Source organism: Streptomyces sp. PA03-6a, assembly GCF_033792765.1.
Lineage (GTDB): Bacteria > Actinomycetota > Actinomycetes > Streptomycetales > Streptomycetaceae > Actinacidiphila.
In genome coordinates this window covers 1-10844 of sequence record NZ_JARAVK010000279.1, presented here as the reverse complement: position 1 = coordinate 10844, position 10844 = coordinate 1, and the positions used below count along the sequence as shown (strand labels likewise).

Genomic DNA, 10844 nt, shown 5'->3' with positions numbered 1-10844 from the left:
CAGCGGGGGAGGGCCGCCAGGGCGCGCTCGGTGATCTGCTGGGGGCCGCCGTCGACGGGGACGACGGCACCGGCCTCACCGGGCTCCAGCGGTTCGAGCGTCGCGAACTGGGAGTGCAGCAGGCCCGCGGGCATGAAGTGCTCCATCCGCGCCGCCAGGCGCGCCGAGATCAGCTCCTCGGACCCGTCGAGGTGGAGGAAGAACAGCCCGGGGGTGTCCCGACGCAGCCGGTCGCGGTAGCGGCGCCGCAGCGCCGAGCAGCTGACCACGCCGCCGCGGTCGCCGCGCTCGACGATCCACGCCGCGATGGCGTCCAGCCAGGGCGCCCGGTCCTCGTCGTCCAGCGGGTGCCCGGCCGACATCTTGGCGATGTTGGCGGGCGGGTGGAAGTCGTCCGCCTCGGCGTAGGGGACGTCCAGCCGCTCGGCGAGCAGCCCCCCGACGGTGGACTTGCCGGAACCGGACACGCCCATCACCACCACCAGGGGGCGGTGCGGGCCTTCCGGGCCTGCCTCGGTCATCACAGGTACCTCCTCGTCCGCATGACCGCCCCAGGAAACGCCATAGGTACTACTTATTCAAGTGCCTGAGATGAAATCGTCATATGAAGGAATCCCCGCATAGGCTGTCGCCCATGGATCGGCACGGAGAGCACGGCGGCCTGCACGCCCGTGTGCTGGCGGAACTCGGCCCCGCCATCGCCTCGGGCGCGTACCCGCCCGGCACCGTGCTGCGCATCGACGAGCTGGAGCGGCAGTACGGCGTCTCCCGCACCGTCGTCCGCGAGGCCGTACGCGTCCTGGAGGCCATGCACCTCGTCGAGTCGCGGCGCCGGGTCGGCATCACGGTGCGCCGCACCGAGGAGTGGAACGTCTTCGACCCGGCCGTCATCCGCTGGCGCCTCGCCGGTGCGGACCGGCCCCGGCAGTTGCGCTCGCTGACCATGCTGCGCACCGCCGTGGAGCCGGTCGCCGCCGCTCTGGCGGCGGCCGCCGCGAGCCCGGAGCAGTGCCGCGAACTGACCGTTCTCGCCGCAGAGATGGCCGCGGCCGGACGGGCCGCCGACCTCGGCGAGTACCTGGTGCACGACGTGGCCTTCCACCGCGTGATGCTCACCGCGTCCGGCAACGAGATGTTCGCCCGCCTCGGCGACGTCGTCGCGGAGGTGCTCACCGGGCGTACCGAGCACCACGTCATGTTCAGCGCCCCCGACCCCGAGGCGGTCACCCTCCACGTCCGCGTGGCCGAGGCCGTCCGCGCCCGCGACGCGCGGTCCGCGGAGCGCCTGATGCGCGAGATCTGCGTCGGCGCGCTGCGCGAACTGGACGTCCTGGCCCCCTGACCGCGCGGGGTCAGCCGGTGGGGCCGGCGTGGCGGAGGATCGCGTCCACGGTCTCCTCCGGGGTCTGGCGGGAGGTGTCCAGCCACAGGCCGATCCGCGGGGTGCCCGCGCGCAGGGCGCGGTCGAGGTCGGCGGGGGTCCATGCGCCGTAGGCCCGTTTGGCCCGGCCGGCCTCGCGGGCGGCGATCGCCTCCGGGGAGGGGACGAGGACCACGACGTGCAGCGGCCGGGTGCGCAACAGGGCTATCGTGCGCGGCAGTTCGTCGCCGAGGATGACGTCCTGCAGGACGGGGGTGAACCCGGACGCCGCGTACGCGTCCGCGCTCGCCGCCGCCAGGGAGTGCCGCAGCCGCAGTTGCCGCAGCGCCTCCTCGGTCAGGCCCGCGACGTCCCCCGAGCCGTCGCCGGGCAGCGCCTCGGCCCGCCCGCCGACGATCATCCGCCGGAACGCGTCGCCCCGGACGTGCGCCGAGCGGGGCAGCCGCTCGGCCAGCGCCTGCGCCACGGTCGACTTCCCCGCTGCGGGGATCCCGGTGATCAGGAACATCGCTCGCACCTCACCGCTCTGCTCTTTCCGTCACCCCGCCGGGCGCCGCGCGGCGCCCAGGGCGACTCTATGTTCGAGACACGTCAAGCGGAACGTTTCGGCGGACCGAAAACCAGGTGACCGGCGGAGATGGGGGGTGGTGCACTGGGGATCATGACCACCGCGCCGGGCGCCCCGCCGCCCCAGCCGTACCGCTGGGCCCTGACGCGCGCCCGCGGCGGTGCGCCGCCGGACCGGCTCGGCACCCTGACCGAGGGCGCCGAGCGCCCCCGCCTGTGGTACCTCCCCGAACTGGCCGCGTGCACGGGGAAGGTGCTCGCCCGCACGGGCGGCGCCGACCTGTGCTTCGTCGGCCGCTCCCTGGACAGCATGTACGACCTGCTGACCGGCGCCTTCGAAGGCTCGTCCCGGGAAGGGCGGTTGCTGCGCCTGCCACTGTCGTTGCGCTTGCGCCCGGTTCCGGCGCCCGCCCACACGGCCCGCCTGCGCGAGCACCTCGCCTGCGCCGGGCTCGCGCCGCACGCCCTGGCCCGCCGCACCCGCCCGGTGGCACTGGTCGACCTGGTCTCCGAGGGCGGCACCTACGACACGCTCTTCGCCGCACTCGCCGACTGGGTGCGCGAGAGCCGCGAGCCGTGGCCGGTGATCCGCCGCAAGCTGCGCTTCGTCGGGGTGACGGCCCGCCGGCGGACCAGCCCCCACACCTGGCGCTGGCAGCAGCACACGGCGGGCGGCTGGGCCCGGGTCCTGCCGCCCGGGCACGTCGTCGGGGTGTCCCTGGACCCCTGGGTGTGGTCGTACCTCGGGAACGACCAGGCCAAGCTGCAGCCCTCCTTCCCGCCGCCGCGCTGGTTCGACGCGTACGCCGCGGAACCCTGGCACGGACCGGACCTCCCGGCGGCGCTGGCCGAATCGCTGGCCCTGGTCCAGGCGGGGCGCGGGCGCCCGGTGCGCGAGGAACTGGTGCGGGTGATCGCGGGGGAACCCGGCTACGCGGACCGCGAGGTCCGCGCCCTCGTCGCCCCACTGCGCGGCCTGAAGCCGCCCCGCTCCCGTTCTCGTGCCGGTTCCCGCGCCCGGCCCGCCCGACGCCGCGCCCAGGCCGCGCCTAACGGTCCTTGCCGCGTGCCTCCATGACCGGGCGGAGCCGCTCCAGCAGTGCGTAGAGGGCCGCCTGCTCCGTCGCGTCCAGGGTGTCCAGCGCCCCGTGGGTGGCCTGCATCTCGTCGCGGACGCGGCGGATGGTCTCGCGCCCGAGATCGGTGGCCACGACGTTCTTGACCCGGCGGTCGCTGGCGCTCACCTCGCGGCGGACGAAGCCGTGCGCCTCGAGACGGTCGACGATGCCGGTCACGTTGGACGCGTCGCACACCAGCCGCTCGGCCAGGCCGCGCATGGGCACCGGGCCGCCCAGCTGGGCGAGCACCTTGGCCTGCATGGAGGTCAGCCCGTGCCGGGCGGCCGCGGCGGCGAAGTCCTGCCACTGGGCGGTGCCGATGGCGGCGAGCAGCTCCAGCAGCTCGATCTTGGTGGGCTGCGCGGTCGTCGCGGCGGTCGGGGCGCTCATGTCTGCGAGTGTACTCAAAAGCTTGAAATGGTAAATCATTAGCTTGACGTCTTCAAGCGTCGGCCCACGGGTGGCCCGCCCCCACCGGGACGGGCGCGCCCTCAGCGGGGCGTGAGGACGACCAGCAGCGCGCCCGCGACGGCCAGGACCAGGACGCCCAGCACGGCCCGGGCCGCCGTCCCCGGCGTCATCGCCGCGGGCCGCGCGGAGTCCAGGGCTGCGATCCGCCGCTGGGCGGTGACGGTGAACGCCAGCCACGCCAGCGCGCACAGCGAGAGCCCCAGCAGCCCGGCCGGCGGCACCCCGTGCAGCACCGCCTCGCGTCCGGCCAGCAGCGCCGCCACCGCGAAGGCCAGCGTGGTGCGCCGCCAGGCCAGCCGGGTCCGCTCGGGCTGCAGGCCCGGGTCCCGCGGAGTGTCCCCGCCGGGGGCGGTCATCAGCCCGCCCACCCCAGCGTCACCGTGAGCAGCATCGCCACGGCCACCAGGGCCACCAGCACCGCCAGCAGGGCGGGGAAGCGCGAGACGGGCAGGTCCTCCCCGCGCCGCATCGCCCGCTCGCAGCGCACCCAGTGGTTCACCGCGCGGACCGCGCACATCCCGCCGCCGACCACCAGCACCACCGCGAGCGTCACCCGGACCGGCCGGCGCAGGTCCCGCAGGAACTGGTCGACCGCGAAGCCGCCGCCCACCAGCGCGAGCGCGGTGCGCAGCCAGGCGAGGAAGGTCCGCTCGTTGGCGAGCGAGAAGCGGTAGTCCGGCGTCGTCCCCTCGGTCCGTACCCGTGCCGGGGCGAACCAGAGGGCGACTGCCCCGGCCGCGGCCCGCACATGCTTGATCACGGCCCCACAGTACCGAGCGCCATCGCGGTGGGCGCGCCCTGGGACGGGCCCCGGACCGCCGTAGTGTATCAACTGATCCAGAAATGGTAGGCTCGCGCCATGGCGCGCACCAGGGAGTTCGACATCGACCAGGCCGTCGACCGTGCCATGGACCTGTTCTGGCGCCGCGGCTACGCTGCGACGTCGCTCCAGGACCTGCTGGCCGAGCTCTCCATCGGCAGCGGCAGCCTCTACGCCGCCTTCGGCTCCAAGGACAAGCTCTACGCCCGTGCCCTGGAGCGCTACTGCTCCCGGTACGCCGGCGGGCTCGTCGAACTGCTCGAGAACGCGGACGAGATCCGCCCCGCCGTCCGCACCGCGCTGGAGCAGATGGTCGAGGCCGATCTGGAGGACCCCGAACGGGGCTGTCTGCTGGTCAACGCCGCCACCGAGCGCGGCGACGACCCCGGCACCGTCGACCGCGTCACCGTCACCATGCGCCTGCTGGAGTCCGCCCTCGCGGCGGCGCTGGAGAAGGCGAAGGCCAGGGGGGAGCTGTCCGCCGACAAGGACCCGGTGGAACTGGCCCGCTTCCTCACCACCTTCGTCCAGGGCCTGCGCGTCGTGGGACGGGCCCGCCTCGGCCGGGCCTTCGTCGAGGACGCCGTCGGGACCGCCCTGCGCTCCCTGGACTGAACGCGCCGGACCCGCCCGGAACCGGGGCGGCGCCCGGCGGTGTCCCCCTCACCATGGGACCGATCGTCACCGGCGTCCGCAGGCTCGTGCTCTTCGGCTGGACGGAGGCACGCTGCTGCGCCTTCGCCGTCGCGCTCATGGCGGGCGTGGCCGGCTCGCGGCTGCTGCCGCCGCTGCCCGTCGCCCGCTACGACCTGCTGCTCTGCTACGGGGTGGCGCTCAGCGCGCTGTTCTGGGCCTGCGGCTGGGAGCGCGGCCGTGACGTCGCCGTCATCGCGGTGTGCCACGCCGTCGGGCTGCTCTTCGAACTCGTCAAGGTGCACCTGGGCTCCTGGAGCTACCCCGAACCCGCGCTCACCAAGTTCGGCGGCGTCCCGCTGTACGGGGGCTTCCTCTACGCCGCCGTCGGCAGCTACGTGTGCGCGGCCTGGCGGCTGTTCGAGCTGGGCCTGACCGGCTACCGCCGCCGCGCCATGACGATCCTGGCCGCGGCGGTGTACCTCAACTTCTTCACCCACCACTGGCTGCCCGACGCGCGGTGGCTGCTGGCCGTCCTGCTGCTCTGGACGACGGCGGGCACCTGGGTGCACTTCACGGTCGACGGGGTGCGCCTGCGGATGCCGCTCGCGCTCTCCTTCGTCCTCATCGGCTTCTTCCTCTGGGTCGCGGAGAACGCCGCCACCTACGTGGGCGCCTGGCGCTACCCCGACCAGGAGCACGGCTGGGTGCCGGTCTCCCTCGCCAAGTTCGGCGCCTGGGCGCTGCTGATCAGCGTCACCTTCGTCGTCGCCAGTCGCGCAGCCGGTGCCAGGCCTCCAGACCGTCGGGCACCCATTCCCGCTCCGGCAGGAGGCGTTCCAGTTCCTCCTCCGTCACGAAGTCGTGCCAGGCGACCTCCTCGGCCTGCGGCACGACCGGCGGATCGCAGCGCACCTCGTACACCCGGGACCACCAGGTGTGACCCGCCGCCGCCCCCGTCCCCTCGTACAGGAAGCTGAACAGCGGCGTCGGACGCGGCAGACCGCACACCCCCAGCTCCTCCTCCGCCTCGCGCAGCGCCGCGTCGTCGTACTCCTCGCCCGCGCCCACCACACCGCCGACGAACATGTCGTGGAGGGAGGGGAAGACCAGCTTCTGCGCGGTGCGGCGGTGCACGAACACACGCCCCTCGCCGTCCCTGGCCAGGACGAAGACGCAGCGGTGCCGCAGGCCGCGCGCGGTGGCCTCGCCGCGCGTCGCCCGGCCGACCACCCGGTCCTGCTCGTCCACGATGTCCAGCAGCTCGTCCGCCGAGCGCGGAGCGTCCTCCATGGTGCCTCCCGTCCGTCGCGGTGCCCGTGGGCCGGGTACGCGCCCCCATGATCGGCCCCGGGGCGGGTTCCGGCCAAGCTTCCCTGCCCGGGCCCCGGCGCCTTCGTACGCACGCAGAATCGGGGTCATGACGACCGCTCACACGAAGGTGCCGGGCCCGGCGGGGGTGCCGCTGCTCGGGTCGATGTTCGACCTGCTGCGCGAGCCCCTCGACACCTACGAGCGCGCACGGCGCGACCACGGGGACCTCGTCCGCTTCAGCGCCGGCCCACCGGGGCTGCGCGCCGAGGTGCACGCGGTGTTCTCACCCGAGGGCGCCCAGCAGGTGCTGGCGACCGAAGCGGCCGGCTTCCGCAAGGACAGCCCGTTCTACGAGGAGGTCCGGCAGTCCTTCGGCAACGGGCTCCTCACCAGCCAGGACACCGACTACCAGCGGCAGCGCAGGCTCCTGCAGCCGCTGTTCACCCCGCGCCGCGTCGACGGCTACGCGAGCGCCGTCACCGCCGAGGCCGCCGCCCTCGTCGCCGACTGGCACGACGCGCCCGACGGCACCGTCGACGTCCTGGAGGAGATGCACGGCCTCACCCTCCGCACGATCGCCCGCGTCCTGTTCGGCGGCGCGATCGAGCCGGCCGTCGACACCGTCCGCCGCCGCATGCCGGTCGTCAACGACTACGTCCGGCGGCGCGGCTTCGCCCCGGTGCGGACGCCCCGCCACTGGCCGACCCCCGGCAACCGGAGGGCGGCGGCCGCCACCGCCGAGCTGTACGCGGTCTGCGACGCGATCATCGAGCGCCGCCGCGCGGAGGGAGGCGACGGCCAGGACCTGCTCTCCCTGCTCGCCTCGGCCCGGGACGAGGACGGACGTCCCCTCGACCCCGCCGAGATCCGCGACCAAGTGCTGATCTTCCTCCTCGCCGGCCACGAGACGACCGCCACCTCGCTCGCCTTCGCCCTGCACCTGCTCGCCCGTCACCCCGAGGACCAGGCCCGGGCCCGGGAGGAGATCGACCGCGTCCTCGGTGGACGCGTCCCGGCGGCCGCGGACCTCGACGCCCTGCCCTACGTCACGGCGGTCCTCAAGGAGGCGATGCGCCTGTACCCGGCCGCGCCCGTCATCGGCCGCCGCTCGGTCGCCGCCACCCGCGTCGGCGGTCACCTCGTGCCGGCCGGCGCGGACGTCATCGTCGTCCCCTGGGTGATCCACCGCCACCCCGGCCACTGGCCGGAGCCCGGGCGCTTCGACCCCGGCCGCTTCACCCCGCAGGCGGAGGCCGCCCGCCACCGCTACGCCTGGCTCCCCTTCGGCGGCGGCCCCCGCGCCTGCATCGGCAGGCACTTCTCCCTGCTGGAGGCCGTGCTCGCCCTCGCCGTGCTGCTGCGCGGCCACGAACTCACCGCCGTCGACCAGGACGTCCCCCTCGGCGCCGGCATCACCCTCCAGGCCCGCGGACCGGCCCGCTGCCGCCTCACGCCCCGCGCGGGCGTGTGACCGGCGGGCCGGACCGCGCCCGGACCCCGGGGCCGGTCCGCCGGAACCCTTCATCCGCGCACGCCGGGGCCGGTAGCGTGCCGCTCGCGGGCGCCGCCGCTCCGTTCGCGCCGCGACGAGGCGTGTGCGAGCGTGGCCGGAGGCGTATCCGCACACGCCGCGGGTAGGGAAACGGGCCCCGAACGGTCCTACGGGAGGCGAGTGATGAAGCGACCCAGGATCCTGGTCGTCGGCGGCGGCTTCGCGGGCATGGAGTGCGTGCACCGGCTGGAGCGGCGGCTGACCCAGGACGAGGCCGAGATCACCCTGGTCACGCCCTGGAGCCACCAGCTCTACCTGCCCCTGCTCCCGCACGTCGCCGCCGGTGTGCTCACCCCCCAGGCGGTCGCCGTCCCGCTGCGCCGCATGGTGCACCGCAGCGAGGTCATACCCGGGCGGGCGATCGGGGTGGACCCGGCCGCCAAGGCCGTCGTGATCAAGAAGATCACCGACGAGGAGCTCGTCAGGGAGTACGACTACCTCGTGCTGGCCCCAGGAAGCGTGACCCGCACCTTCGACATCCCCGGCCTCACCGAGTACGGCCGCGGCATGAAGACCCTGGCCGAGGCGGCGTACATCCGCGATCACGTCATCGCCCAGCTGGACCTGGCGTCCGCCACCACGGACCAGGCCGAGCGCGAGTCGCGGCTGCAGTTCGTCGTCGTCGGCGGCGGCTACGCGGGCACCGAGACGGCCGCGGTCCTGCAGCGGCTGACCACGGCGGCGGCCAAGCGCTACCCGCGCCTCGATCCGGCCCTCATCAAGTGGCACCTGATCGACATCGCGCCCCGCCTGATGCCCGAACTCGGCGAGAAGCTCGGCCTGAAGGCGCTGCAGATCGTCAGCGAGCGCGGGGTCGAGGTCTCGCTCGGCGTGTCCGTCGCCGAGGTCACCCCCGACACCGTGACCTTCACCGACGGGCGCAAGCTGCCCTGCCGCACCCTCATCTGGACCGCCGGCGTCGTCTCCAGCCCCCTGGTGACCACGCTGGGCACCGAGACCGTCAAGGGCCGGCTCGTCACCGACCCCGAGATGTGCATCCCCGGCGCCGACGGGGTCTTCGCCCTCGGTGACTCGGCCGCCGTCCCCGACCTGGACGTGGGCGGTGGCGCGGTCTGCCCGCCCACCGCCCAGCACGCCATGCGGCAGGGCAAGGCCGTCGCCGAGAACGTCGTCGCGGCACTGCGCGGCCGCCCCCTTCAGCCCTACCGGCACAAGGACCTCGGGCTCGTCGTCGACCTCGGCGGGGTCGAGGCGGTCTCCAAGCCGCTCGGCATCCCGCTCAGCGGCCTCCCCGCCCAGGTCGTCGCCCGCGGCTACCACCTCGGTGCGCTGCGCACCTTCCCCGCGCGCTTCCGTGCCGCCGCGGGCTGGTTCCTCAACGCCGTCGCCGGGGACGACTTCGTCCGCACCGGCTTCCAGGCCCGCAGGCCGGCCGCGCTGAAGGACTTCGAGGTCACCGACATCTACCTCTCGCCGGAGGAGATCCGCCGCCACGTCGAGTCGCTGCGCGCGACGGCCGCCTGACCGCCCCACACGTGCACCGCCCACATCTGAACGCCCACATCTGAACGCCCACATCTGAACACCGACACCGCTGACGGCGAGGGACATGACCCAGCGACGTGAGACCCTGCGCATCGCCAACTGCTCCGGCTTCTACGGCGACCGCCTGTCGGCCGCCCGCGAGATGGTCGAGGGCGGCCCGATCGACGTACTCACCGGCGACTACCTCGCCGAGCTGACGATGCTGCTGCTCTGGAAGGCCCGGCAGCGCGACCCCGAGGCCGGCTACGCCCTGTCCTTCCTCGCCCAGATGGGCGACGTCCTCGCCACCTGCCTGGACCGCGGCATCAAGATCGTCGTCAACGCGGGCGGGCTCAACCCCGCAGGTCTCGCCGCAAAGCTCCGCGAACTGGCCGCCCTGGCGGGGCTGAACCCCTCCGTCGCCCACCTGGAGGGCGACGACCTGCTCGACCGGCTGCCCGGACTCCAGCGCGAGGGCCACCCGTTCGCCCACCTGGCCACCGGACTCCCGCTCGCCGACGCGGACGTGCGTCCGCTCACCGCCAACGCCTACCTCGGTGCCTGGGGCATCACCGAGGCGCTGCGCGCCGGGGCCGACGTCGTCATCTGCGGCCGCGTCACCGACGCCTCCCTGGTGGTCGGTCCCGCCGCCTGGGCCTTCGACTGGGCCACCGACGACTGGGACCGGCTCGCCGGCGCGGTCACCGCCGGGCACATCATCGAGTGCGGGGCCCAGGCCACCGGCGGCAACTACTCCTTCTTCACCGAGGTCGAACGGCCCGTGCGCCCCGGTTTCCCCATCGCCGAACTGCGGCCCGACGGCTCCAGCGTCATCACCAAGCACGCGGGCACCGGGGGAGCGGTCACCGTCGACACGGTCACCGCCCAGCTGCTGTACGAGATCGACCGCCCCGCCTACCTCAACCCCGACGTCGTCACCCGCTTCGACACCGTGACCCTGGAACCGGAGGGTCCCGACCGGGTCCTGGTCTCCGGCGCCCGCGGTGAACCCGCCCCCGACACCCTCAAGGTGTGCCTCAACCACCACGGCGGCTACCGCAACACGGCCACCTTCGTGCTCACCGGCCCCGACATCGAGGCCAAGGTCCGGTTCGCCGAGGCGTCCCTGCTCGACGCGACCGGCGGCCCGTCCGGCTTCGAGACGTACGACGTCCGCACCGAGCCCACCGCCACCGGCGCCCGGCTCACCCTCACCGTCAAGGACCCCGACAAGGACAAGGTCGGCCGCTCCCTGTTCGGCGCCGTCGTCGGCACGGGCCTGTCCACCGCGCCCGGGCTGCACATGGAGCACTTCTCGCCCAGGCCCACCGAGTACGGCGTCCACTGGCCGGCCCTCGTCCCCGCCGCCGTCTCCGCCGCGGTCATTGCCGGTGAGAAGGCCGCCCTGGGGGCCCCGCTCGGCGAGGGTGACGGCGCGGGAGACGCGCCACGCGGGGAAGTCGTGCAGGATCTTGCCGGAGCTCACCAGGTCGTCCAGGCCGC

Annotated in this window: 12 protein-coding genes and 1 pseudogene; 7 read left to right on the top strand and 6 right to left on the bottom strand. The window is 74.2% G+C overall.

Annotated elements, in window-relative coordinates; translation table 11 throughout:
- Positions 1 to 521, bottom strand: a 521-nt coding sequence (locus PV350_RS39460) for a gluconokinase (RefSeq protein ID WP_499510997.1), incomplete at its 3' end; no start/stop codon positions are given.
- A gap of 113 nt (positions 522 to 634) precedes the next feature.
- On the opposite strand from PV350_RS39460, the gene PV350_RS39455 reads away from it, so the two are divergent.
- Complete coding sequence (locus tag PV350_RS39455; protein WP_499510996.1) at positions 635 to 1342, top strand: FadR/GntR family transcriptional regulator; 708 nt, start codon at positions 635 to 637, stop codon at positions 1340 to 1342.
- A 10-nt stretch (positions 1343 to 1352) separates the two neighbouring features.
- Here PV350_RS39455 and PV350_RS39450 read toward each other — a convergent pair whose 3' ends face one another.
- The gene (locus tag PV350_RS39450; RefSeq protein WP_499510995.1) at positions 1353 to 1889 is read right to left on the bottom strand and encodes a nucleoside/nucleotide kinase family protein; all 537 of its coding nucleotides are present in this window, start codon (positions 1887 to 1889) and stop codon (positions 1353 to 1355) included.
- 153 nt (positions 1890 to 2042) lie between these two features.
- Here PV350_RS39450 and PV350_RS39445 point away from each other — a divergent pair, with 153 nt between their 5' ends.
- Positions 2043 to 3026 carry a hypothetical protein gene (locus PV350_RS39445; RefSeq protein ID WP_500338258.1) on the top strand — a complete coding sequence of 328 codons (984 nt, stop codon included), beginning with the start codon at positions 2043 to 2045 and terminating at the stop codon, positions 3024 to 3026.
- Here the strand turns inward: PV350_RS39445 and PV350_RS39440 are convergent.
- The 3 genes from PV350_RS39440 to PV350_RS39430 all read right to left on the bottom strand — a co-directional run bounded on the left by PV350_RS39440 (position 2998) and on the right by PV350_RS39430 (position 4297).
- Positions 2998 to 3456, bottom strand: a complete 459-nt coding sequence (locus tag PV350_RS39440) for a MarR family winged helix-turn-helix transcriptional regulator (protein WP_499510993.1) — start codon at positions 3454 to 3456, stop codon at positions 2998 to 3000. The two genes, PV350_RS39445 and PV350_RS39440, sit on opposite strands and share 29 nt — an antisense overlap.
- A gap of 101 nt (positions 3457 to 3557) precedes the next feature.
- Entirely contained in the window at positions 3558 to 3893 is a 336-nt protein-coding gene (locus PV350_RS39435) for a DUF202 domain-containing protein (RefSeq protein ID WP_499510992.1), read from the bottom strand.
- Positions 3893 to 4297: a YidH family protein gene (locus PV350_RS39430; RefSeq protein WP_499510991.1), complete on the bottom strand. Its 405-nt coding sequence runs from the start codon at positions 4295 to 4297 to the stop codon at positions 3893 to 3895. The genes PV350_RS39435 and PV350_RS39430 overlap by 1 nt, the downstream gene beginning before the upstream one ends.
- A 99-nt stretch (positions 4298 to 4396) precedes the next feature.
- On the opposite strand from PV350_RS39430, the gene PV350_RS39425 reads away from it, so the two are divergent.
- Both PV350_RS39425 and PV350_RS39420 read left to right on the top strand, forming a co-directional pair.
- Complete coding sequence (locus PV350_RS39425) at positions 4397 to 4972, top strand: TetR/AcrR family transcriptional regulator (RefSeq protein ID WP_499510990.1); 576 nt, start codon at positions 4397 to 4399, stop codon at positions 4970 to 4972.
- Positions 4973 to 5025: 53 nt separating this feature from the next.
- Positions 5026 to 5793, top strand: a pseudogene (locus tag PV350_RS39420) (DUF817 domain-containing protein); the annotation flags it as partial.
- On the opposite strand, the gene PV350_RS39415 reads toward PV350_RS39420, so the two are convergent.
- On the bottom strand, positions 5747 to 6283 hold the full coding sequence (locus tag PV350_RS39415) for an NUDIX hydrolase (protein ID WP_499510989.1): 537 nt from the start codon (positions 6281 to 6283) through the stop codon (positions 5747 to 5749). The pseudogene PV350_RS39420 and the gene PV350_RS39415 overlap by 47 nt on opposite strands.
- Before the next feature lie 127 nt (positions 6284 to 6410).
- Here PV350_RS39415 and PV350_RS39410 point away from each other — a divergent pair, with 127 nt between their 5' ends.
- The 3 genes from PV350_RS39410 to PV350_RS39400 form a co-directional block, all read left to right on the top strand.
- Positions 6411 to 7775: a cytochrome P450 gene (locus PV350_RS39410; RefSeq protein ID WP_500338256.1), complete on the top strand. Its 1365-nt coding sequence runs from the start codon at positions 6411 to 6413 to the stop codon at positions 7773 to 7775.
- Positions 7776 to 7979: 204 nt separating this feature from the next.
- On the top strand, positions 7980 to 9341 hold the full coding sequence (locus PV350_RS39405; RefSeq protein WP_499510987.1) for an NAD(P)/FAD-dependent oxidoreductase: 1362 nt from the start codon (positions 7980 to 7982) through the stop codon (positions 9339 to 9341).
- Between the two features lie 85 nt (positions 9342 to 9426).
- Positions 9427 to 10844, top strand: a 1418-nt coding sequence (locus PV350_RS39400; protein ID WP_500338254.1) for an acyclic terpene utilization AtuA family protein, incomplete at its 3' end; no start/stop codon positions are given.

What these genes read in the sequence shown, in the direction of transcription:
- PV350_RS39410 (WP_500338256.1), top strand. Translation starts at nt 6,411, where the DNA reads ATGACGACCGCTCACACGAAGGTGCCGGGCCCGGCGGGGGTGCCGCTG.
- PV350_RS39425 (WP_499510990.1), top strand. Translation starts at nt 4,397, where the DNA reads ATGGCGCGCACCAGGGAGTTCGACATCGACCAGGCCGTCGACCGTGCC.
- PV350_RS39445 (WP_500338258.1), top strand. Translation starts at nt 2,043, where the DNA reads ATGACCACCGCGCCGGGCGCCCCGCCGCCCCAGCCGTACCGCTGGGCC.
- PV350_RS39440 (WP_499510993.1), bottom strand. Translation starts at nt 3,456, where the DNA reads ATGAGCGCCCCGACCGCCGCGACGACCGCGCAGCCCACCAAGATCGAG.
- PV350_RS39415 (WP_499510989.1), bottom strand. Translation starts at nt 6,283, where the DNA reads ATGGAGGACGCTCCGCGCTCGGCGGACGAGCTGCTGGACATCGTGGAC.
- PV350_RS39405 (WP_499510987.1), top strand. Translation starts at nt 7,980, where the DNA reads ATGAAGCGACCCAGGATCCTGGTCGTCGGCGGCGGCTTCGCGGGCATG.
- PV350_RS39450 (WP_499510995.1), bottom strand. Translation starts at nt 1,889, where the DNA reads ATGTTCCTGATCACCGGGATCCCCGCAGCGGGGAAGTCGACCGTGGCG.
- PV350_RS39435 (WP_499510992.1), bottom strand. Translation starts at nt 3,893, where the DNA reads ATGACCGCCCCCGGCGGGGACACTCCGCGGGACCCGGGCCTGCAGCCC.
- PV350_RS39455 (WP_499510996.1), top strand. Translation starts at nt 635, where the DNA reads ATGGATCGGCACGGAGAGCACGGCGGCCTGCACGCCCGTGTGCTGGCG.